At 33.3% G+C, this 22563-nt stretch carries 20 protein-coding genes; 10 read left to right on the top strand and 10 right to left on the bottom strand.

Annotated features, from left to right (window positions below; all coding sequences use genetic code 11):
* Nucleotides 1–13: 13 nt before the first annotated feature.
* Together alr and F553_RS0107635 are read left to right on the top strand one after the other, a co-directional pair.
* Nucleotides 14–1195 carry an alanine racemase gene (alr, locus tag F553_RS0107640; protein WP_018999652.1) on the top strand — a complete coding sequence of 394 codons (1182 nt, stop codon included), beginning with the start codon at nucleotides 14–16 and terminating at the stop codon, nucleotides 1193–1195.
* A 61-nt stretch (nucleotides 1196–1256) separates the two neighbouring features.
* Entirely contained in the window at nucleotides 1257–2543 is a 1287-nt protein-coding gene (locus F553_RS0107635; protein ID WP_018999651.1) for an ArsB/NhaD family transporter, read from the top strand.
* A 62-nt stretch (nucleotides 2544–2605) separates the two neighbouring features.
* On the opposite strand, the gene F553_RS11815 is transcribed toward F553_RS0107635, so the two are convergent.
* The 4 genes from F553_RS11815 to tadA form a co-directional block, all read right to left on the bottom strand.
* Nucleotides 2606–3439 carry a hypothetical protein gene (locus F553_RS11815; RefSeq protein ID WP_033405665.1) on the bottom strand — a complete coding sequence of 278 codons (834 nt, stop codon included), beginning with the start codon at nucleotides 3437–3439 and terminating at the stop codon, nucleotides 2606–2608.
* A gap of 157 nt (nucleotides 3440–3596) precedes the next feature.
* Nucleotides 3597–4019: a universal stress protein gene (locus F553_RS0107625; RefSeq protein WP_008539539.1), complete on the bottom strand. Its 423-nt coding sequence runs from the start codon at nucleotides 4017–4019 to the stop codon at nucleotides 3597–3599.
* An 18-nt stretch (nucleotides 4020–4037) separates the two neighbouring features.
* Nucleotides 4038–4475: a universal stress protein gene (locus F553_RS0107620; RefSeq protein ID WP_008539540.1), complete on the bottom strand. Its 438-nt coding sequence runs from the start codon at nucleotides 4473–4475 to the stop codon at nucleotides 4038–4040.
* 119 nt (nucleotides 4476–4594) lie between these two features.
* Nucleotides 4595–5074 carry a tRNA adenosine(34) deaminase TadA gene (gene tadA, locus F553_RS0107615; RefSeq protein ID WP_008539541.1) on the bottom strand — a complete coding sequence of 160 codons (480 nt, stop codon included), beginning with the start codon at nucleotides 5072–5074 and terminating at the stop codon, nucleotides 4595–4597.
* 182 nt (nucleotides 5075–5256) lie between these two features.
* On the opposite strand from tadA, the gene F553_RS0107610 reads away from it, so the two are divergent.
* Nucleotides 5257–6684, top strand: coding sequence for a sodium:solute symporter family protein (locus tag F553_RS0107610; protein ID WP_018999650.1), 1428 nt, complete (start codon nucleotides 5257–5259; stop codon nucleotides 6682–6684).
* Between the two features lie 45 nt (nucleotides 6685–6729).
* Here F553_RS0107610 and F553_RS0107605 read toward each other — a convergent pair whose 3' ends face one another.
* The 5 genes from F553_RS0107605 to perR all read right to left on the bottom strand — a co-directional run bounded on the left by F553_RS0107605 (nucleotide 6730) and on the right by perR (nucleotide 10761).
* Nucleotides 6730–7644, bottom strand: a complete 915-nt coding sequence (locus tag F553_RS0107605) for a cysteine hydrolase family protein (protein ID WP_244263948.1) — start codon at nucleotides 7642–7644, stop codon at nucleotides 6730–6732.
* Nucleotides 7645–7714: 70 nt separating this feature from the next.
* Nucleotides 7715–8194 (bottom strand): 23S rRNA (pseudouridine(1915)-N(3))-methyltransferase RlmH, encoded by a 480-nt coding sequence (gene rlmH / locus F553_RS0107600; RefSeq protein ID WP_008539547.1) that lies wholly within the window; start codon nucleotides 8192–8194, stop codon nucleotides 7715–7717.
* A 2-nt stretch (nucleotides 8195–8196) separates the two neighbouring features.
* Complete coding sequence (locus F553_RS0107595; protein ID WP_018999648.1) at nucleotides 8197–9291, bottom strand: S1C family serine protease; 1095 nt, start codon at nucleotides 9289–9291, stop codon at nucleotides 8197–8199.
* Between the two features lie 54 nt (nucleotides 9292–9345).
* Nucleotides 9346–10149, bottom strand: coding sequence for an MBL fold metallo-hydrolase (locus F553_RS0107590; RefSeq protein ID WP_018999647.1), 804 nt, complete (start codon nucleotides 10147–10149; stop codon nucleotides 9346–9348).
* 168 nt (nucleotides 10150–10317) lie between these two features.
* A complete protein-coding gene (perR, locus tag F553_RS0107585) occupies nucleotides 10318–10761 on the bottom strand; it encodes a transcriptional regulator PerR (protein ID WP_008539551.1) in 444 nt (147 codons plus the stop codon).
* Between the two features lie 346 nt (nucleotides 10762–11107).
* Between perR and F553_RS0107580 the strand changes: the two genes are divergently transcribed.
* The 4 genes from F553_RS0107580 to F553_RS0107565 all read left to right on the top strand — a co-directional run bounded on the left by F553_RS0107580 (nucleotide 11108) and on the right by F553_RS0107565 (nucleotide 16228).
* Nucleotides 11108–12241: a metallophosphoesterase gene (locus F553_RS0107580; protein ID WP_018999646.1), complete on the top strand. Its 1134-nt coding sequence runs from the start codon at nucleotides 11108–11110 to the stop codon at nucleotides 12239–12241.
* Between the two features lie 48 nt (nucleotides 12242–12289).
* Entirely contained in the window at nucleotides 12290–13132 is an 843-nt protein-coding gene (locus F553_RS0107575; RefSeq protein WP_018999645.1) for an HD domain-containing protein, read from the top strand.
* A gap of 72 nt (nucleotides 13133–13204) precedes the next feature.
* Complete coding sequence (locus tag F553_RS0107570; protein ID WP_018999644.1) at nucleotides 13205–14875, top strand: glutamine--tRNA ligase/YqeY domain fusion protein; 1671 nt, start codon at nucleotides 13205–13207, stop codon at nucleotides 14873–14875.
* A gap of 66 nt (nucleotides 14876–14941) precedes the next feature.
* On the top strand, nucleotides 14942–16228 hold the full coding sequence (locus tag F553_RS0107565; protein WP_018999643.1) for an ArsB/NhaD family transporter: 1287 nt from the start codon (nucleotides 14942–14944) through the stop codon (nucleotides 16226–16228).
* A gap of 525 nt (nucleotides 16229–16753) precedes the next feature.
* Here the strand turns inward: F553_RS0107565 and putP are convergent.
* The gene (putP, locus tag F553_RS0107560) at nucleotides 16754–18259 is read right to left on the bottom strand and encodes a sodium/proline symporter PutP (RefSeq protein ID WP_018999642.1); all 1506 of its coding nucleotides are present in this window, start codon (nucleotides 18257–18259) and stop codon (nucleotides 16754–16756) included.
* A 415-nt stretch (nucleotides 18260–18674) separates the two neighbouring features.
* Here putP and F553_RS0107555 point away from each other — a divergent pair, with 415 nt between their 5' ends.
* The 3 genes from F553_RS0107555 (at nucleotide 18675) to pepD (ending at nucleotide 22229) form a co-directional block, all read left to right on the top strand.
* On the top strand, nucleotides 18675–20066 hold the full coding sequence (locus tag F553_RS0107555) for an ammonium transporter (protein WP_018999641.1): 1392 nt from the start codon (nucleotides 18675–18677) through the stop codon (nucleotides 20064–20066).
* Nucleotides 20067–20147: 81 nt separating this feature from the next.
* Nucleotides 20148–20510, top strand: a complete 363-nt coding sequence (locus F553_RS0107550; protein ID WP_008539559.1) for a P-II family nitrogen regulator — start codon at nucleotides 20148–20150, stop codon at nucleotides 20508–20510.
* 267 nt (nucleotides 20511–20777) lie between these two features.
* A complete protein-coding gene (gene pepD / locus F553_RS0107545) occupies nucleotides 20778–22229 on the top strand; it encodes a beta-Ala-His dipeptidase (protein WP_018999640.1) in 1452 nt (483 codons plus the stop codon).
* Nucleotides 22230–22563: the final 334 nt, after the last annotated feature.

The following is a 22563-nucleotide window of genomic DNA, read 5'->3' as shown; positions in this document are numbered from 1 at the left end:
TGTGGAGTCCGAAATGATAAGATTATTGTGGACAGAAATTGATTTAGATGTAATTGCACAGAATATGCAAATTATACGAAAGATGGCAAAATCAAAAGAAGTGGCAGCTGTAATCAAAGCAGATGCTTATGGTCATGGTTCTGTAACTTTAGCTAAAACTTTATTGGAAAATGGTGCTGATAGATTAGCTGTAGCACGTTTAGATGAAGGGCTAGAGCTTCGTCATCAAGGTATTATAGCTCCTATTTTTATTTTGGGTTATACAAATCCAGTGAGAGCTAGTGAAGCTATTGCTTATGGAATTGATGTATGCATCTTTGATTATGAACAAGCAAGACTTTTTTCTGAGGAAGCTGTAAAACAACAAAGTGAAGTGGTATTTCATATAGCTATAGATAGCGGTATGCAACGCATTGGCTATCAACCAACAAAAGAAGCTGTAGAAGAAATTGTAAAAATAAGCAAATTACCTAATGTAAAAATAGAAGGTATGTTTACTCATTTTTGTTTAGCCGATTGTGCAGATAAAACTTTTACACATACTCAATATAAACGTTTTAAATGGGTTTGTGATGAAGTGGCCAAAGCTGGAGTGAAGGTCAATGTACATCATTGTGCTAATAGTGCTACTATTATTGATTTACCAGAGTATCATTATGATATGGTACGTGCTGGAGTGATATTATATGGCATGGCACCATCAGATGAAGTTGATATCAGCAATACTGGCTTAAAACCAGCTATGAGTTTTAAATGTGAAGTAACACATGTAAAAACTATACATGCTGGCGAAGGTGTAAGTTATGGTCATAAATTTATAGCTAAAGATACTCGCGTGATTGCCACTATACCTGTAGGTTATGCTGATGGCTATACTAGATTATTATCTGGAAAAGCAGAAGTATTGATACATGGTAAGCGTGCAAAAGTAGTAGGTAATATCTGCATGGACCAGTGCATGGTTGATGTTACAGATATCGAAAATGTACAAGTAGGCGATGAAGTAGTTCTCTTTGGTAAACAAGGTGATGAATGTATTTTAGCTGATGAATTGGCTGAAAAATTGGGAACTATAAATTATGAAATAACTTGCATGATTTCTCGTCGTGTACCTAGATTTTATATACAAAATAATAAGATGAAATTTTATAAATCATATTTAAGTGATTTAGCTATTAGTATGTATAATATTTAAAATTTATTTAAGTAGATTTTAAATAATTATAAATATCTTTTAGGAAAGAAAGTGATTATTGATGGATAGTAGTGCTTATATAGCTATAGCTGTATTTGTCATTGCCTATATGTTGATTATTTCTGAGAAAATACATCGTACTATAGTGGCTTTGACAGGTGCTATGGTTATGATTATTATGGGCATATTATCACAAGACCAAGCAATCCATCACATTGATTTTAATACGATTGGTTTGCTTACTGGTATGATGATTATGGTCAATATTACCAGTGAAACAGGATTGTTTAATTATTTGGCTATTTGGGCAGCAAAAAAAGTAAAAGCCAACCCAGTGAAATTATTAGTAGCATTATCTGCACTTACAGCTGTTTGTTCTGCTTTTTTAGACAATGTAACTACTGTTTTATTGACAGTACCTGTAACTTTTAGTATTACAGCACAGCTAAAAATACCAGTACAGCCATTTTTGATTGCACAGATTATGTCTTCTAATATCGGTGGTACAGCAACACTTATCGGTGACCCACCAAATATTATGATCGGTAGTGCTGTTCCCGAAATGGATTTTATGGCATTTTTGACTAATTTAGGTGATATCTGTATTGTCATTTTTGCTATTACTATAGCGATAATCATTGCTATATATCATAAGAAATTAACAACAACAACTGCATTACAAGAACAAGTAATGGCAATGAATGAAAAAGAAGAGTTAAAAGATACTTTATTATTGAAAAAATGTTTGATTGTATTATTTTTAACTATTATTACATTTATGTTCCATTCTCAACTTGGTTTAGAATCGGCAACTGTAGCTTTAGCAGGTGCTTCTATATTGATGTTGATCACTGTAAGTAGACGTGAAAAAAGAATTGCAAATATCTTAAGTCGTTTGGAATGGCTTGCTATTTTCTTCTTTGTTGGTTTGTTTATTTTAGTTGGCGGTTTAGTAGAAACTGGCGTTATCAAGGCTATGGCAGCAGAAGCTATAAAAATAACATCTGGAAATGTTACTGCTTCCACAATGCTTATCTTATGGCTCAGTGCTATTGCTTCAGCATTTATTGATAACATTCCTTTTGTAGCTACACTTATTCCTATGATTAAGGAAATGGGTGCTATGGGTATGACTAATCTTGAACCACTTTGGTGGGCATTGTCTTTAGGTGCTTGTCTTGGTGGTAATGGTACACTTATTGGTGCGAGTGCCAATGTAGTAGTAGCAGGTATGGCAAGTGCTCATGGTGAAAAATTATCCTTTATCAGCTATTTAAAAATAGCTTTTCCACTCATGATTTTATCTATTATTGTAGCTAGTGTATATATATATATTAGATATTTATAATACTTATGAAATAAAAAATGCCTAGAAGTTATAGCTTCTAGGCATTTTTAGTTAAATTAATTTTAATCTTGAATTTTAGTCTGTAATTTATCTTTTACAGCTTCTTTAAAAGCAGTGAAAATTTGTTGTAATCTTTCTGGAGAAATGCCAGTTCCTTCAGAAATTTTAGCTAAACGCTGTTCATCAGTTAATTGACGATAATCAGCTAAATATTCACGGCGTTCTTCTTTTGTCATATTAGCTAATTTATCTCTACCAGATTGCATATATTCATCAAGGATATTTACTTCATCCTGAGTGATTTTTCCATCAGCTACTAATTGATTAGTGAATTTAGCGAGTCTTTCGGATAAATCATCACGATCTTTAGGTGCTTTAGGGTTTGGTTTAAATAAAATGCGTTTTAAAGTATCTACAGGGATAGTAGTGCTTTCGGAGATATCTGCTATATTAGCACGTAAGGAGAAATGTTCACGATTTTCTTGACGATATTCTCTAGCATCTCTGCGGTCTAATTTACGAGCTTTATCTTCATATTTTTGTCTGTCTTTATAAAAACTGATGATTTCTTTTTTTAATTTAGTAGCTTGATTAGTGGAAATAGTATTGCGTTCTAAAGCTTTATCTACAGATACAAAATCTCTTGCAGCATCTTCACGTGTGGATAGATACATCCAAGAATAATCACTTTCAAATTGTGTGCAATAATTTTGTACTTCTTCGTTGTGTACAAATGGTCTAGGTGGAGGAGGCGGTGGTGTTGGTCTTTGTGCTAATTCTGTAGGTGGAGGAGGTGGTGGTTGCGGAGGATTAGCTAAAGCTACACCACTTAATATAAATGTACTACAGCCAGCTAAAATAGCAGCTGTAAGTTTTTTCTTTAAAGTAGTTTTCATGAGATACACACCCTTTCGGCTATTGATTTATATAAATATCGCATATTTTTTATTTGTACATTTAGTATATCATCGAAAAAAAATAATCATATTAAAATTTAATTAACTTTAGATTAAAAAAAAGAGCCTATATATAGACTCTTTTCATATTTATATTTTATTTTACAACTAAAGCAGGACATGGAGCATGTTCTACTACATATTGGCTTACAGAGCCTAAAAGTACACCTTTTACAAGACCAAGTCCACGACTGCCAATTACTACTAAGTCAGCTTTGATTTCATCAGCAAAATCTGTGATAGTAACAGATGGAGAACCAGTTTCTGAAGTTGTAATTACATTGATTTTTTCAGGAACTTTATTAGCAGCTTTCTCTAGTATTTCATTACCAGCTTTTGTTACTGCTTCTAAGATTGCATCAGAGAGGCAAGCATTGATTGCTAGTTGGTTGATATTTGCTACATAAAGAATGTGAATATCTGAATTATATACTTCGGCAATTTTAATAGCTTCTTCAATAGCTCTATCAGAAGTTTCAGAGCCATCTACTGGTACTAAAATACGTTTAATATCTGTCATAAGGAATCCCTCCAAAGATTATTTTACAATGATTACAGGACAAGTTGATTTTTCAAGAATTTGGCGACTTGTACTACCATTTAAAATACTGCTAAATAAATTCAATTTACGGCAACCCATGATGATTAAATCTGTATTATGAGCTTTGGTAAATTCTAAAATTTTTGAAGCAGGTTGTCCACTTAAATGATGTGTGCTGATATCAATATTTGCAGGCAATAAATCTTTTGCCCTAAGAAAAACACTTTCAGCATAACGAGAAACTGAACCAGTCAACGGAGTGGCTAACCAAGAAGAATATGTTGATTTATCATCAGTTTCTGTGGAAAAGTATGTAACTAATAATAAACAAATCTGTGCTTGGTATATTTTTGCTAAATCTGAAGCTAAAGATAAAGCTTTGAATGATTCTGCTGTGCCATTTATAGGAACGACAATTTGTTGTATATTTGGCATATATTACCACCTAATTCTTGAACTATTTGTATGTATATTTTATTTCGCTAAAAAAAGTGAAAATCCCTTTAATTTTGTAAAATTTTTCTAAAAATAAAATTTTGTTTGCTAGAGAAACCTCAATTGTGATTTTGACGTCTAGTTTGAAAGAATTTTTTTACCAGTAAAGAGCATTCATCTTCGAGTACACCAGCTCGTATTTGCGTTTGATGATTTAGCCAATGATTATTTACGATATTAAATACAGATTCACAACCACCAGCGCGCCAATCAGTAGCACCGTAGACTAAGCGCTTTAATCTACTAGAAAAGATAGCGCCAGCACACATAGGACATGGCTCAATTGTTACATATAAAGTTAAATCAGAAAGTCGCCAGTTTTGAAGTTTAGTGCAGGCTTTGCGAATAGCTACAATTTCTGCATGAGCAGTGGCATCAAATGTTTTTTCGCGAAGATTATGACCGCGAGCGATGATATTGCCTTTATCATCGCAGATTATAGCTCCTATAGGAATTTCACCGATAGCAAAAGCTTTTTTAGCTTCAATTAGGGCTTCTTGCATACCTTCAATATCATTTTTTATCTGTAAACGTTCCATGATATCACCACATTTATATTTGTATTTTAATATTGTCTATACTATAATAAATAAGCTATAGTCTTGGCAAGAACAACTGACAATTAATTTGCAGTTGATTTTTGAGGAATGTTTTTGTCTGCAAATAGCAATAAACCTTGATTTTTAGGTTATTGACTTAGGCGAAAGAGTGGAGGCTTATAATGAACTGGTATCTTATGGTAATTGCCCTTTATGCTGTGTTATTAATCGCTGTTGGTGTGATAATATCACGAAAAGTAAAAGGAGCAGATGATTTCTTTGTTGGTGGACGTAAAATGGCACCATTTTTATTATTCATCACTTTGGTAGCACCAAATATTGGTGCAGGCTCAACCGTTGGCGTAGCAGGTATGGGCTTTACATCAGGTATCTCTGCTGCATGGTGGATTATTGCTTCAGCTGTAGGTACATTTATTTTGGCATTTGTCATTGGCCCTAAAATTTGGGAAATAGCCAAAAATCATGGTTTTTATACTTTAGGTGATTATTTAGAATATCGTTATAATCGTTATTTTAGAGGTCTTATATCATTGATGATGGCGATTGGCACTTTAGCCATTTTTGCTGGTCAATTGATGGGGATTGCCTGGATATTATCTGTAGTAGCAGAAATTGATAAAACTACAGGTGTTTTAATCGCTTCTGTTGTAGTCGTTTTATATTTTTGTGCAGGTGGATTTTTATCAGCTGTTTACGCAAATTTAATTGAAGCTGGAGTAAAATTAATCGGTTTTATCGTAGCTGTACCACTTGTATTATCTTTTGTTGGTGGTCTTGATGGTTTACAGGCAAAAGTAGTAGCTAATATGGCTGATGTAGCAAAATCAACAGCTTATTTTAGTTTTGATGGCTTAGGTAATACTGTAATCATGGGCTTTTTCTTGATGTTAATGCCATCATTTTTCCTATCTCCAGCACTTATCGGTAAAGTGTATAGTGCAAGAGATAAAAATACAGTACGCATTAGTACATTTGCTTGTGGTTTAGTCATGTTATTATTTTCCATCATTCCTGTTACTTTAGGTATGGCAGCTTATGCTATTGCCCCAGATTTACCACAGCAGGATTTAGCACTTCCTTATGTAATGAAAGAATGTATGCCATTTTGGGCTTCAGCTTTAGCTTTGGCAGCTATTTTCTCGGCGGAAATCAGTGCAGCAGATGCAGTTTTATATATGATAACAACATCTTTTACGAAAGATTTATATAAATCTTTTATCAATCCTAATGTTTCTGATGAAAGCTTAATCAAAGGCAGTAGATTTGTAACTGTAATGGCAGGTATTATCGGTATTGGTCTTGCGATTGTGTTACCAAATGTAATTTCAGCATTATCTATTTTCTATTCCTTGATGTCTGTATCCATTACAGCACCATTATTATTCGGTTTATTTACAAAACGCAGTAGTGCTTCAGCTGCTATAATTTCTACAATAGTGGGGATTATAGTTACTGTAGGATTAGATTTATTTAATGGTAATAAAGGCATTTGGATTTTAAATGCTCAATCTACAGCTATTATGTTGACGTTAATAATTATGTTCATCATGATGTTTGTAAGTCCAAATAAAAAAGTACTAAATAAATAAAATAAAAAGAGCGACTTTAATTTTTTAATTAAAGTCGCTTTTTTGTTAGAGAAAATTATCAGTAGATTTTACGAGATTGATTTTATATTTATTGGCTAAAATATTATATCTAGTTTCACTGTATTGCTCGAAGCCTTGAATATCACTCATGCAATCAGTGAGTACGTATATTTTGCGTGTTATCTCTAATTTGTCAAAATAATATTCGCAGATTTGGCGGACACTTTCAAGTACGCAGTGGGATTTTGCTTCACCTGCGATAATGATTTTATCAAAAGAAGCAATCTCAGTGAGTAAATCTGTATTTGTATCATCATGCATGGAATATTCAGGTTTGATGATACCGTACATTTCTGAAAGTGGATATTGCCCTTTATTGATTTTTGTTAAAGGAATATTTTGAGCTAAAGAAATGAAGTGAATAATATTATTGAATTGACTCTCTAAAGTAGCACCTACAGTACCGTTAATACAGTGGTAAGGCCAAATACATAATTGTTTATCGGCTTTTTCTAAATGACGAACATAATTTTTGCTAAGTGCAGGGTCAACAGTAGCTCTCCATTTACCTTCTGTTAAATCAGAAGCTTTGATAATGGTATAAGGAGCAGGGTGATTGCCTTCAATATCTACCCACCAGCAAGGGTGAAAGATTTGTTTTACTTCATGAGTATCTAGTGAAACAATGATTTTAGATAATTTATCCATATGTTTATAGAGAAATTGACTTAGGCGAATTACATCTTGCTTCGCGCCTGCAACACCTAAAGCTCCATTATCCATAAAATCTGTCTGGATATCAATTCCCAAAAAGAGAATTTTTGGTTTGTTTTCTTCTGTTTGGGCTGTTGTTATTTGCCCAGCCCATTTGAGAATTTGATTTAAAGGCAAAGGATTGATTAATTGACCGACCGAGTCTTTATCAAAGATATGGTAAAATGGTACTGACAAAAAAATCACCTCTTTTATATTTTATAAAGCAAAAGCTCAGGAAATCCTGAGCTTTTATTTTGTCTATACTTCTTATGATTTACCAGTGATATTTTTCACCACGGCTGATTTTGAAAGCACGATAGATTTGTTCTACGAGTAGAAGTCTTATCATTTGATGTGTAAATGTCATTCGTGAAAAAGAAATACGTTCATCAGCACGTTTGCGGACTTCTTCAGATAAACCAAAAGCTCCTCCGATTAAAAAGGTTATATGGCTTTGTCCAGATAAAGTGAGTTTATCAATTTTGGCAGATAATTCTTCTGAGGAAATATCTTTACCAAAAACATCAAGTACAATTAAATAACTATTTGCTGGAACTTTCTTTAAGAGTCTTTCACCTTCAGCTATTAATGTAGCTTTTTTCTCAGCTGGTGAAGGATTATCTTTCATTTTTTCTTCATTGATTTCAATGAATTCTAATTGTGTAAAAGGTTTTAAGCGTTTTACAAATTCATTGATACCATCGCGTAAATATTTTTCTTTAATTTTACCTGAAGCTACAATTGATATTTTCATGATTAATTATTTGTTGGCATTTCAGCTAGAGTAGCTGTAACATCGCCAACTTGTCCATTTCTTGAGATTGTGATTGTGATATTATCGCCGACTTTATGTTCAGCTATGATACTGCGTAAATCAGCTACAGTATTAGTGTCTTTACCGTCGATTTTTAAGATTAAATCACGTTGTCTAATACCAGCTTGGTCAGCAGGACTGCCGAGTTCAAGTTGCATTACAATGACGCCAGCATCGACATTTAATTTATAACCAGCTTGAGCTGCAGTTTGTTTATCAAGAACACCCACGCCAAGATATGGGTAAGTTACATGACCTTTATTGATTAATTCATCAATGATTGGTTTAGCAGTATTGATAGGAATAGCAAAACCGATACCTTCAACGCCAGTAGCAGCAAGTTTGGCACTATTGATACCGATTACTTGACCATCAGCATTTACAAGTGCACCGCCAGAGTTACCAGGATTGATAGCTGCATCAGTTTGTAAAAGTTTTAGACGATTATCACCGATAGTTAAAGTGCGGTTTAATGCACTGATTACGCCAGCAGTTACACTGCCCTGAAATTCTAGACCTAAAGGATTGCCGATAGCAATGGCAGGTTCACCGACCATGATATCATCGGAATTACCGAATTCAGCAGTTGGTAAATCAGTAGCATCTACTTTGATTACTGCTAAATCTGAATATGGGTCAGTGCCAATGAGTGTAGCAGGAAGTGTTCTGCCATCAGCGAGAGCTACAGTGATATCTTTAGCACCTTCAATTACATGGTTATTAGTTACGATATAACCATCACTTCTAAAGATAACACCAGAACCAGTACCTTTATCAATTTCAACTTGACGATTGAACCAATCGCGAGCTACTGCTTTATTAGTGATACCAACAACAGCAGGACCTACTTTTTTAGCTGCTTGCACTATTGGTGTATTGCGCGCATCGGAAATAGGTGCAGTGGATTTTTCACTAGAAGCGGAAGATGCTGCTACAGAAGATGAAGATGTAGCACTTTGTTCATCGCTACCACAACCGCCAAGAAAAATACTCATAGAGATAAGGCAAATGCCTAAGATGGAAAGTGGAGAACGCATAGAAAAACCTCCTTAAAATAATTATCTATTTAAAATATGGATAGAATATTAAATTTAATTTTTAATATTTAACATTCTATCAGGTGATGCCACATGTAAAGAAATATCCATTAAATTATTTTCTTGAAAAATTTGCTTGATTGTATTTAAAGCGATATCAGGAGAATTATTTTGTTCGCTAAGATGAGCCAAAATTATCTGTTGAGGTTTAGCTTGAAGTCTGTTGATAGCAAAACCGGCATCAACATTAGATAAATGACCTTTAGTGCTTAAAATACGTTTTTTCAATGACCATGGATATTGACCATTTTGCAATAATTTTAAATCATGATTGGCTTCCAATACTAAAATATCAGAGTCCTCTAAAGCAGATTGTACTGTTTCACTGACAAAACCTAAATCGGTAGCTAGAGTTATTTTTTCAGTAAATTTCTTTGTTTTAGCATTATCTTTATACTTAGATATAGTGTAACCTACAGGGTCGATTGCATCATGAGAAATATTGAATATTTTTATAGCTAGATTGCCGATATCAATATTATTAGTTGTAAGTGCTTGGCAATTTTTTAAATTTATATCTGTAAATTTTTGAGTAATAGCTATTTGTTTTAATGTAGCAGTTTTGCTATAAATTGGCACATTATAATTTTTGGTCAAAGTCTTTAAACCACGGATATGGTCGATATGCTCATGCGTTATAAAAATAGCATCTAAGTCTTCAATATTTAAATGTAGTTGTGCTAAAGCTTGTTTCAATTTACGGGTGCTAATACCCATATCAATCAAGATAGCATTATTATCATCATGAATTAAAGTACAATTGCCGCGGCTACCACTAGCTAAGACAGATATGTTCATAAAATAAAAAACCTCATTTCTGATTTTTATTGATTATATGTGTATATAGCCTTAGCCATTAAGTAATATGATTAGTATATTACTAGGATAAGAAAAATACAATATAAAAAGCCACAGAAAACTGTGGCTTTAGATTAAATTTTAATTAAAATTAATTGAATTAATGAATTAACTAACTTTAGCTTTGCTATTTAATTTAGCTTTACATTCTGCGCAAGTGCCATAGAAGTAAAATTGATGACGATGAACATCATAAGAAGATTGACTAGCAACTTCTTCTACACATTTAGCAAAATCGATCATGATATCATCAACTCTGCCACATTCAGTACAACAGATATGAGCATGAGAGCTAGTGTTTGCGTCATAACGGAAAGAATCTTCACCGACATTTAAGATATTGATTAATCCGATTTCGTGTAAAATATCAACAGTTTTGTAAATTGTAGCCAAACTCATTGTAGGGTAATAAGGTTGCAATTTATTAAATATCATTTCAGCATTAGGATGTGCTTTAGTGTTGCATAATGCGTTATAGATTGCCAAACGTTGTGGCGTTACTTTGAAACCTTTTTTTCTTAAGAGCTCAGTCACTTTTTTATTATCTAACATGGCTGTATCGCCCCTTCCAAAAATAGTTATTAATAATAATTGTTATTAAAATAGAAAAATTATCCAAAAACTATAATTTTATTCTAAAAGAAAAATAAATCCTTGTCAATAGTAAAGGGTGCTATATATAAGCTTTAAGAAGATTTTTATAAAAATTATTAAATAGTTAAATAAAATTATAGGGTAGAAATAATTATATAATATATGAAAACTGTCTCTTTTAAAATTTTTGGTATATATGATATAATTTAAAAATAATGTAGATTTGTAATAAATTTGATTAATAAAATTTATTGATTAGCTAATATTTTAATTTAGAGATTGTTAGGAGAGTGATATATTGCACATGAGTTTTACTATAATGATGGCTTTAGTAATGGCTGTTATCGCTTGTAGTAGTATTTTATTAGCAAAGGAATATATTTCCGCTAATGTTTATAAATCTGCGAGAAAAAAATTAATCATTATTAATTTAGTAGCTATTGTGGGTTTTGCAGTATTATATCCTAAAATATTAGATTTTGAATATGCTTCAATTCTCATAAAATTAGTTGTAATGTGGTATGTATTGCAAGTCTTTTTATCCATTATAGCTTTATTGGTGAAGATTTTCCGCTTAATTTATGAAAAAACAAGTGGTACTAAAGTTGATGAGAGCAGACGTAGATTTTTACATGGTGTTGTTTGGGTGCCGGCTATTTCAGCTACTTTATATGGTGGTTTATATGAAAGCCGTAATATAGAATTTGTAGAACAAGATATAGATTGTAGTGCATTTCCTAAATTAAATGGCTTGAAAATAGCTCATTTAACTGATGTACATTTGGGAAATTTCTTCTCAGTTAGACAGTTTTATGAGATTTTAAATGAAATAGCACATAAAGCTCCAGATATGCTCGTCATCACAGGTGATATTTTTGATAGCGGAAAAATAAATGATGAAGCTATCAAGATATTAAATGCTTTTACACCGTATTTTCCTTTTGGTGTTTATTTTTGCTGGGGCAATCATGAACATATACGTGGTATAAAACATCTACAAGAAGCTTTAAGTAAGACAAATATCAAAGTCTTAAATAATCAGTCTATAAAGATTTTAAGTGGAGATAAACCTTTATATCTTTTAGGCGTGGATTATGTAGACGAAAGAGGCGGACAAGAGTCTGCTAATATGCGAGAACAGTATTTACAAAAAGCTTTAAAAGATGTACCAGAAGATGCTTATAAGATATTGCTTGCTCATCATTCTATTTTTATAGATGAAGCTTTTAAACATAATATAAATTTGACTTTAACAGGTCATACACATGGAGGACAATTTGCTTTTTTAGGTATACCTATTATTCCTATGTTTAAGTACATGCGTGGAAGATTTGAGCAGAATAACTCCATTGGTTATGTAAGCAATGGTGCAGGCAGTTGGTTCCCTTATCGCATTGGTTGCCCACCAGAAGTTACTTTCTTTAATTTTAAAGCTTAAAAAATATCATATTGTATTTTGAAATTTTGAAGATTTTGGGGTGATATGATGAACGATATAGCAAAAATGCAAGAGCTTTGGCAAGAAATGAGTTCATGGATGACAACATACATGAAATCTTTTTATTCGCCAGAAGCAGCAAAGACAGCAAAATCTCATTTGGAGATAAAATCGGCCAAAACGATATTTTTTGACGATGCTCAAATCGTAGATGGCATAATATTAAAAGAAAAACATACATGGAAAGTAGTAAAAAACTGCGAAAATTTGGCTAAGCATTTGAATTTAAATGAACATGATAGTTTGTTAGCTAAAATGATAGGTTTATTCCATGATGTAGGTCGCTTTTATCAGTTCACAGTATATCGCACCTTTAATGATGCCTTATCTGAAAATCATGCTAAATTAGGTCTAAAAGTTATAAAGGATTTACCTTTTATGGCTAAATTAGATGAAGAAGATTTAGCGACTTTAAAATTTGCCATAGGTAATCATAATGCTAAAGAAATAGCGCCTACAGAAAATCAAAGGCATTTAGCTTTTGCTAAATTAATTCGTGATGCTGATAAAATAGATATTTATCGTGTATTAAAACCATTTTTAGGGCCTACAGATGGTACAGGTTGTAGCCCTGATTTTGTGGATTTATTTGTAGCAGGCAAGCAATGTGATTACACAAAAATGAGAACACAAGATGATAGAAAACTTGTGCGTTTGATGTGGGTATATGATGTATATTTTGCATGGTCATTGAAGCAGATTGTTGAACAAAATTATATTGAAGATATAATCAATAATCTAGTTCAAGATGAAAAAATGATGCAAGGTATTACTCGTTTGCGCAATTATATCCAAGAAAAACTACAAACGAAAGATATTTGGCAAGGTTAAAGCTGACAAATTATAGTTTATCATGATATCATATAAGATAAACTATAATTTGATAAAAGAAGGGGAAAAATAATGGCAGAATTAATGGCTTCTAATTTTGTGCATAATGCTATTGATGAAGATTTAAAAGAAGGTAAATATACTGAAGGAATACATACACGTTTTCCTCCAGAACCAAATGGATATTTACATATTGGACATGCAAAATCCATATGCTTAAATTTCGGTACAGCTCAAAAATATAATGGTCTTTGTAACCTTCGTTTTGACGATACTAATCCAGTAAAAGAAGATGTAGAATATGTAGATTCCATTCAAGAAGATGTAAAATGGTTAGGTTTTACATGGAAAGATAGAAAATATTACGCTTCCGATTATTTTGAAAAACTTTATGATTATGCAGTAGAGTTAATCAAAAGAGGTAAAGCTTATGTAGATGATTTAACTGCTGATGAAATTCGCGAATATCGTGGTAATTTGACTGAAGCTGGTAAAGAATCTCCATATCGTAACCGTAGTGTAGAAGAAAACTTAGATTTATTTACACGCATGAAAAATGGTGAATTCGCTGATGGCGAAAAAGTTTTACGTGCAAAAATCGATATGGCTTCACCTAATATCACTATGCGTGACCCAGTTATCTATCGTATAGCTCATATTTCTCATCATCGTACAGGTGATGCATGGTGCATTTATCCAATGTATGACTTTGCTCATCCATTATCTGATGCTATCGAAGGTATTACACATTCCATCTGTACTTTAGAATTTGAAGATCATCGTCCACTTTACGATTGGCTTTTAGACAGTCTTGGTTTTGACGTAAATACACGTCCACGTCAGATTGAGTTTGCTCGTTTGAATATCACAAAAATGGTTATGAGTAAACGTAAACTTCGCCAATTAGTAGAAGGTGGTTATGTATCTGGCTGGGACGACCCACGTATGCCGACTATCTCTGGTCTTCGTCGTCGTGGTTATACAGCAGCAGCAATTCGCGATTTTTGTGAACGCATTGGCGTAGCTAAGGCAAATAGCTTAGTAGATGTAGCAATGCTTGAACATTGTGTGCGTGAAGATTTAAATGCTCATGCAAACCGTATCATGGCAGTGCTTGACCCTATCAAAGTTGTAATCACAAATTATCCAGAAGATAAAACAGAAATGCTTGCTTGTGAAAACTTACCAAATACAGATGCTAAACATTATATGCCATTTAGCCGTGAAATTTATATTGAACGTGAAGACTTCATGGAAGAGGCACCAAAGAAATTCTTCCGCTTAAAACCAGAAGGCGAAGTTCGTTTGAAAAATGCTTATATCATTAAATGTGAAGAAGTTATAAAAGACGAACAAGGAAATATCGTAGAACTTCATTGTTCATATGACCCAGATTCCAAAACTGGTGGTAAAACAGCAGGACGTAAAATCAAAGGTACTATTCATTGGGTAAATGCTTCTACAGCTTTAGATGCACAAGTTCGCCTTTATGATTATTTATTAAATGATGAAGAAGGAGTAGTAAATGGAGATTTCATCGCTTCTTTAAATCCAAACTCTTTAGTAGTATTAGATAATTGTAAAGTAGAACCAAGTGTAAAATGGGCAGCACCTGGTACAAAATTCCAGTTCTTACGTCAAGGTTATTTCTGCGTAGACAAAGATAGCACAATGGATAATTTAGTATTCAATCGTGTAGTAGGTCTTCGTGACACATGGTCCAAAGTTGCTAAAAAAGGATAATTATAATTAATTATAGATAAAGATAATAAAAAAGGGGAAAATAAAAAAATAAAGTGAGGTTTATTCATGGATTCAACAGCTTGGATTGCACTTGCCATTTTCATGGTAGTGTATGTGTTCATCGTTTCGGAGAAAATTCATCGAACTGTAATTGCCCTAACTGGTGCAATGCTCATGATTGTATGTGGTATTTTAACTCAGGAGATGGCTATTCACCATATCGACTTTAATACTATCGGTCTTTTGGCTGGTATGATGGTAGTTGTAAATATCACAGGTGAAACTGGTCTATTTAATTATCTAGCAGTTTGGGCAGCTAAAAAAGTAAAAGCAGAACCACTAAAATTATTAGTAGCGTTGTCTTTTTTAACTGCAATCTGTTCTGCATTCTTAGATAATGTAACAACAGTATTATTGACAGTGCCACTTACTTTCAGTATTACAAGACAGTTAAATATACCAGTAAAACCATTCTTAGTAGCACAAATTTTAGCTTCTAATATTGGTGGTACATCAACACTTATCGGTGATCCACCAAATATCATGATTGGTAGTGCCGTACCAGAAATGGACTTTATGGCATTTATCACTAATTTATCTGGCGTATGTATAGTTACTTTTATCGTTACGATTGCAATATTATTATTCCTCTATCGTAAACAATTAGTTACAACAGATGAATTAAGAGCAAAAGTAATGGCTATGGACGAACGCCAAGAAATCAAAGATTCTACATTGCTCAAAAAATGTTTAGTAGTATTAGCTATGATCATCGTTACATTCACAATGCATGCTCAATTGCATTTAGAGTCTGCAACAGTAGCACTCACAGGTGCATGTATTTTGATGCTCATCAGTATGGCTAGATATGAAAAGAAAATTGCCAATGTATTAAGTCATATAGAATGGCTAGCAATCTTCTTCTTTGCAGGCTTATTCATCTTAGTAGGTGGATTGGTAGAAACAGGCGTAATCAAATTATTAGCAGAAAAAGTATTAGAGATAACAGCAGGAGATTTAACAAGTACAACAATGCTTATCTTATGGCTAAGTGCGATAGCTTCTGCATTTATTGATAATATACCATTCGTAGCAACTCTCATACCGATGATCAAAGATATGGGAGCAATGGGAATGACAAATTTAGAACCATTATGGTGGGCATTATCATTAGGCGCATGTCTTGGTGGAAATGGAACACTAATAGGTGCAAGTGCTAACGTAGTAGTAGCAAGTATGGCAGCAATCCATGGAGAAAAAATCTCCTTTGCTAAATACTTTATGGTAGCTTTCCCAATTATGATTTTATCTATTATTATAAGTAGCATTTACTTATATTTATTCTATCTATAATTTAACAAAAATATTAAAATAAAAAGCCGTTTTTCTAGGTTTAATGATAATAACTTAGAAAACGGCTTTTTATTTTCATAAATGTTTATTTACTTTTCTTTGGTGGGCAAAGAAAAGTAACAAAAGAATACCCACCGCAGATAAAATTTTAGTTTTGAAAATAATTATCGCTTCATACAACGCTTAGAAACTCGCTTCGCTCAAACATTCAGACTAAAAACGTATTCAGCGATAATTTTTTTCAATAACCTTAGGTTACCACTAAAATTTTATAATGCGGAAAAATATAATACCAAATATTTCCCGCATTTTAGTATTTTTTACGGTAGCCATAGGCTATTGGTAAAGATAAAAATAGGACTACGGTGTTAGTTCTACTGTTTGAGCGAAGCGAGTTTAGAACGTTGTTGACATATTTTTATCTTTGCCAAAGTAAAAAGTGCGTGAGCGGGTGGTTTCTTTGGTTCGTTTCTTTGCCACCAAAGAAATGAACATCTCTCTGACATCAAAGAAATGAACAAATAATTAAATATTGCTATGTTTTACGGAGTCAAAGATATCTGTGATTTCTTTAGATGGTGCTTTATCGAGTTTACTACCAATGATGATAGCTAAAGAGGATAAGATAAAGCCTGGAACGATTTCATAGAGTTGTAAGATTGGATATACAGTTGCGATATCTAATAAAGTAATTTGTTTCCAAACAAGAACAGTGATACCGCCGACAATCATACCTGCTAAGATACCATTTCTTGTAGTGCGACGCCAGAAGAGAGAGAATAATAAAGCAGGGCCGAAAGTAGCACCAAATCCTGCCCAAGCGTAAGCAACGATATTTAAAATGGAGTTATTAGGGTCAAGACCAAGAGCGATAGCTATCAAGGCGATACCGATTACAGATAAACGAGTAACAAGTACTAATTCACGAGGATTGATATCTTTATGAATGAATTGTTTATATAAGTCTTGAGCTACAGCGGAAGCACCTACTAATAATTGAGCGGAAGCTGTACTCATGATAGCTGCAAGTACAGCAGAAAGTACGATACCAGCCCAGAATGGACTAAATAAATGGTCAGTCATAACGAGGAATACTGTTTCAGAATTAGTGCCATTGAGTGGTGTAGTTAAATAAACACTACCAACCATACCTACACATACAGCAGCAGTAAGAGAGATTACTACCCAAGTCATAGCAATGCGAGTGGCTTTTTTCAATTCACTAGAAGAAGTGATAGCCATGAAACGCACTAAGATATGAGGTTGACCAAAATAACCAAGACCCCAAGCAAGTAGAGAAATCAATTCTAATACTGTAGTATAAGAACCATCTGGTTTAGTGAATGGATTGAAAAACTCTGGATTAGTGATGCTGATAGCAGTATATGTATCACCAAATCCCCCTAATGTGAAAGCAGCAGCAATAGGGACGATTAAGATAGCGAAGAACATCATTACGCCTTGGATAAAGTCAGTCCAACAAACGGCTAAAAATCCCCCTACAAAAGTATAAAAGACGATAACGAAAGCACCAAGACAAAGAGCATATTCATAAGGAATGCCCAAAATAGTGTTGAATAATTTACCGCCAGCTACAAATCCAGAAGAAGTGTAGATGATGAAGAAGATTAAAATAAAGATTGCCATGACAACACGAATTAAAGGGCTTTTATCGTGATAGCGATTTTGCAAGAAATCTGGCAAAGTCAGAGAGTTATTGGCAAGTTCTGTATATTTGCGTAATCGACGAGCGATAAACTGCCAATTTGCCCATGTACCAAGTGCAAGACCTACAGCAATCCAGCCAGCATTTAGACCAGCCAAATAAGCAAATCCAGGAAGACCCATGAGCATCCAACCACTCATATCGGAAGCTTCGGCACTCATGGAAGTTACCCAAGCACCAAGTTTTCTGCCACCTAAGATGTAATCGGACATATTATGAGTGCGATAATAAAAATAAACACCGATTGCCATCATGAATAGCAAATAAAGTAAAAAAGCGACGATAATAGATATATTATCAGACATAAGATACCTCCTATTTAATTTTGATGTTTAATTATATGGTTAATATTGTATCATGATAAGCAAAATATGTACATATGTAAATGTGTATACTATAAATAATACAAATATACTATAAATAAGAAAAATATTGCAATAAATATAAGGGAGATTTACTTTGTGGATTGTATACAAAATTTTTTTGTATTTTTAATTGACAAATATAATGTCCAGTCATATAATAAAAAACATCAACAGTGATGTACATCAGAATTAAATAAAAAATTGTTGATATTATCTTGTAATTTAATAGCAAAATAAGACAAAGACGTCTTGTTAAAAGATATACAAAGCAGTATATCCTTTGACAAGGCGTTTTTTATTTTAGCAATTATTATATATTTTTGGCTTATTTTGTGATGAAGAAAGGGTGTAATTTATGAAAAAATTAGCATCTATATTATCTATGACTGCTATGTTCATAGCGATGATGGCATCTGTGGCTTTCGCCGCTGACGATACTACAGCAGCAATAGATACAGGTGATACAGCATGGGTTTTAATCAGTGCAGCACTTGTATTTATCATGACACCAGGTCTTGCATTTTTCTATGGTGGTATGGTAAGAAGTAAAAACGTATTGAGTACCATAATGCACAGTTTCTTCATTGTAGCGATGATTTCTGTGGAATGGGTTCTTATTGGTTATGCAATGACTTTTGGCAGTGATATTGGTGGTTTTATTGGTAGCTTAGACAAAGTTGGTTTGACTGGTGTAGGCATGCAGGTAATGGCAAATGGCACAATTCCTGAACTTGCTTTCGTAGCCTTTCAGTGTATGTTTGCTATTATTACACCTGCACTTATTACTGGTGCTTTCGCAGAAAGAATGAAATTTGGCGCTTTTGTAGTATTCATCTTATTATGGGCAATCTTAATCTATAACCCTATGGCTCATTGGGTATGGGGTGGTGGCTTCTTAGCTAAACTCGGTGCCTTAGATTTTGCAGGGGGATTAGTAATTCATATTTTATCTGGTGTATCTGGTCTTACAGTATGTATTTTACTTGGCAAACGCCATGGTTATGGCAAAGTTCCAATGCTTCCACATCATTTACCAATGACTGTACTTGGTGCAACACTTTTATGGTTTGGTTGGTTCGGCTTCAATGCAGGTTCTGCACTTGGTGCTAATGCACTTGCTGCAAATGCTTTTGTTACTACACAGGCAGCAGCAGCTATGGCGACTGTATCTTGGGTAGCATGTGAATGGATGCATCATGGCAAACCTACAATCTTAGGTGCAGCTTCTGGTTGTGTTGCAGGTCTTGTAGCCATTACTCCAGCAGCAGGTTTTGTTGCTCCACTTCCAGCTGTAATTATCGGTTTAATAGGTGGTATTGTTTGTTACTTTGCAGTAGCAGTTGTTAAAGAAAAATTCGGTTATGATGATTCCTTAGATGCTTTCGGTGTTCATGGTATCGGTGGTACATGGGGGGCTGTAGCTACAGGTTTATGGTGCTCCACAGAAATAAATCCAGCTGGTGCAGATGGTTTATTCTATGGTAGTGCAGATACTTTAATCGCTCAGTTAATTTCTATAGTAGTAGCTTATGTACTTGCTATTGTAGGTTCTTATATCTTATTTAAAGTTGTTAGTTGCTTTATGCAGGTTCGTGCAAGTGAAAATGAAGAAGTTTCCGGTATTGATATCTGTGAACATGGTGAACGTGCATACAATCAATCTATCATGAGTGCCAATACATTGCTTTCCAGTAATGCAGAAGCTTTTGCTAGTGAAAATTTTACAAAACCTGTTGATTTAAAATAATAAAATTAAAATTTAAAAGTTTTAGTGGTATTATTATAAGAAAAAGAATTTATAGATTTTCATTAGTAAGGGGTAGATTTTATGCGCAAAATAACGAAAATAGAAATTATAACTCGTGCTAGTAAATTAGAAGAATTAAAAGAAGCTTTGAATAAAATCGGTGTTCAGGGTATGACTGTAAGTCAAGTATACGGCTGTGGCTTACAAAAAGGTCATACTGAAGTATATCGTGGCAAACAATATAGCGTAAATCTTGTACCAAAAGTAAAGATTGAAACAATTGTTTGTGCAGTTCCTGTAGAATTAGTTTTAGAAACAGCACGCAAAGCTTTGCAGACAGGTCATATTGGTGATGGTAAAATCTTCGTTTATGATGTAGAGAATGCTATGCGTATTCGTACAGGTACAATGGGTGATAAAGCCATCACAGATGATGAAGCATGATTAATTTCCTTCATTATAATAAGCGTAGTTAATTTGACTATATATTATAATGAAAGAAATATCTTTATACACAAACAAGGAATATCTCTATGAATAAATAGAGATATTCCTTGGATATTTTTTAGCTTATTAAATAACTTATAAATTAATATACGAAAGAGAAGTTAGGTATTGCCTAACTTCTTTTTTTATCTTGTATAAAGTTAAAATAAATATATTTTATGCTATAATATAGTATAATATATTATCAAAATCGAGGTGTAGCTTATGTCTTTAACTGATAAAGAAATTATGGATGGCGTATTAGCTGAATTTAGCAATTTAGCAGCTATTCCACGTAAATCAAATCATGAAGAAGCAGTAAGTAATTTTTTGAAAGAACGTGCTTTATCTTTTGGTTGTAAAGTAGTTCAAGATGAAAAATTTAATTTAATCATTGATAAAGATGCAGCAAAAGGTTGTGAAGCTTGGCCACGTGTAATCATTCAAGGTCATATGGATATGGTATGCGTAGCAGCTGAAGGTGTGCAATATGATCCACTCACAAGCCCTATTAAAATTATCAATGATGGTGAATTTTTACGTGCTGATGGTACTAGTCTTGGTGCTGATGATGGTATTGGTGTAGCAGCAGCTATGTATTTATTACAACAAGATTTTAATCATGGTCCTATTCGTGCTATTTTCACTGTAGATGAAGAACAGGGTATGACTGGGGCAAAAGCATTAGATGCTAAATATTTATTAGATGCAAAATATCTTATAAACTGTGATTCTGAAGCTTTTGATGTGCTCACTTTGTCTAGCGCAGGCAGTGTAAATGTCGATGCAGAACGTCGCATTACATGGCATAAACCAGAACATCGTTCTGCTTATAAATTTGTAGTCAAAGATTTACATGGTGGTCATTCTGGTGAAGCTATCAATTGTGGTTATGCTAATGCTGTAAAAATCATTGCTCAAGCAATTAATAGCATTATGAAAAAAACAGAAATTGAACTTGCAAGTATCAGCAGTTTAAAAGCTAGAAATGTAATTCCATCTGAAGCTGAATTTGTATTCACTTCTCCACTTTCCAATGTGAAAGTATTTGATGTAGTAGTAGCAAAAATCACAGATTATTTAAAAGCTGCTTATGGCAATGTAGAAAAGAATTTCACAGTTACTTGTGTTCCTTGTGAACTTCCAGAACGTGTAATGTCTGAAGAAGATGCAAGCAGTATTGTAGACTTCATCAATTTGAGCATGACTGGCGTACTCAAGATGTCTCAAGTTGAAGATGGCTTAGTAGAATTATCTGCAAATATCGGTCCTGTTGTTACTAAAGAAAATGCAGTAGAAATATCTGTATTCCCAAGAAGTGCTGTAGATGCATTGACTAGAGAAATTGCAAATATTTATATTCAATTGGGTAAACGCTGTGGTATTCGCGTTGTAAGTGGAGAACCTGCTCCTGGTTGGCCTGCAAATCCAGATAGTCAATTAAAACATGTAGTATTAGAAACTTTCAAAGAACAAAATGGCTTTGATATGAAAGCAAAATCCATTCATGCAGGTCTTGAATGTAGCTATTTCTATGCTAAAAATCCAAACTTAGATATAATTTCTATTGGACCAAACAACATAGATATTCATAGTCCAAATGAAAGATTGGAATTAAAAACATTAGTTCCTCATGTAAAATTAATTAAAGGCGTTATCGAAAAATTAGATAAATAATGGTTAATGTTCGTTTTTCTTTTGTGCAAAAGAAAAATGAACCAAAAAGAAAACCACCGCAGATAAAATTTTAGCTTTGAAAAAAATTATCATTTCATACAATGCTTAAAACTCGCTACGCTCAGACAGTTAAGCAAAAGGCGTATTCAATGATAATGTTTTTCAATAATCTTGCGATTACCGCTAAATTTTATAATGCGGAAATAGATTACGTATTATTAGAAAAATTTCCTCATAGTATAGATATTATATTTATTGTATAAGATTTATATTATGAGGATTTTTTATTATTAGATTTAGAAAAATAATAACCAAATATTCCTCACGTTAGCAA

Source organism: Megamonas rupellensis DSM 19944, from assembly GCF_000378365.1.
Taxonomy (GTDB): Bacteria; Bacillota; Negativicutes; order Selenomonadales; family Selenomonadaceae; genus Megamonas; species Megamonas funiformis.
Note: the sequence above shows the minus strand (reverse complement) of the source record. Positions and strands in the feature narration are given on the sequence as shown.

What these genes read in the sequence shown, in the direction of transcription:
- alr (WP_018999652.1), top strand. Translation starts at nt 14, where the DNA reads ATGATAAGATTATTGTGGACAGAAATTGATTTAGATGTAATTGCACAG.
- F553_RS0107635 (WP_018999651.1), top strand. Translation starts at nt 1,257, where the DNA reads ATGGATAGTAGTGCTTATATAGCTATAGCTGTATTTGTCATTGCCTAT.
- F553_RS11815 (WP_033405665.1), bottom strand. Translation starts at nt 3,439, where the DNA reads ATGAAAACTACTTTAAAGAAAAAACTTACAGCTGCTATTTTAGCTGGC.
- F553_RS0107625 (WP_008539539.1), bottom strand. Translation starts at nt 4,019, where the DNA reads ATGACAGATATTAAACGTATTTTAGTACCAGTAGATGGCTCTGAAACT.
- F553_RS0107620 (WP_008539540.1), bottom strand. Translation starts at nt 4,475, where the DNA reads ATGCCAAATATACAACAAATTGTCGTTCCTATAAATGGCACAGCAGAA.
- tadA (WP_008539541.1), bottom strand. Translation starts at nt 5,074, where the DNA reads ATGGAACGTTTACAGATAAAAAATGATATTGAAGGTATGCAAGAAGCC.
- F553_RS0107610 (WP_018999650.1), top strand. Translation starts at nt 5,257, where the DNA reads ATGAACTGGTATCTTATGGTAATTGCCCTTTATGCTGTGTTATTAATC.
- rlmH (WP_008539547.1), bottom strand. Translation starts at nt 8,194, where the DNA reads ATGAAAATATCAATTGTAGCTTCAGGTAAAATTAAAGAAAAATATTTA.
- F553_RS0107595 (WP_018999648.1), bottom strand. Translation starts at nt 9,291, where the DNA reads ATGCGTTCTCCACTTTCCATCTTAGGCATTTGCCTTATCTCTATGAGT.
- F553_RS0107590 (WP_018999647.1), bottom strand. Translation starts at nt 10,149, where the DNA reads ATGAACATATCTGTCTTAGCTAGTGGTAGCCGCGGCAATTGTACTTTA.
- perR (WP_008539551.1), bottom strand. Translation starts at nt 10,761, where the DNA reads ATGTTAGATAATAAAAAAGTGACTGAGCTCTTAAGAAAAAAAGGTTTC.
- F553_RS0107580 (WP_018999646.1), top strand. Translation starts at nt 11,108, where the DNA reads ATGAGTTTTACTATAATGATGGCTTTAGTAATGGCTGTTATCGCTTGT.
- F553_RS0107575 (WP_018999645.1), top strand. Translation starts at nt 12,290, where the DNA reads ATGAACGATATAGCAAAAATGCAAGAGCTTTGGCAAGAAATGAGTTCA.
- F553_RS0107570 (WP_018999644.1), top strand. Translation starts at nt 13,205, where the DNA reads ATGGCAGAATTAATGGCTTCTAATTTTGTGCATAATGCTATTGATGAA.
- F553_RS0107565 (WP_018999643.1), top strand. Translation starts at nt 14,942, where the DNA reads ATGGATTCAACAGCTTGGATTGCACTTGCCATTTTCATGGTAGTGTAT.
- putP (WP_018999642.1), bottom strand. Translation starts at nt 18,259, where the DNA reads ATGTCTGATAATATATCTATTATCGTCGCTTTTTTACTTTATTTGCTA.
- F553_RS0107555 (WP_018999641.1), top strand. Translation starts at nt 18,675, where the DNA reads ATGAAAAAATTAGCATCTATATTATCTATGACTGCTATGTTCATAGCG.
- F553_RS0107550 (WP_008539559.1), top strand. Translation starts at nt 20,148, where the DNA reads ATGCGCAAAATAACGAAAATAGAAATTATAACTCGTGCTAGTAAATTA.
- pepD (WP_018999640.1), top strand. Translation starts at nt 20,778, where the DNA reads ATGTCTTTAACTGATAAAGAAATTATGGATGGCGTATTAGCTGAATTT.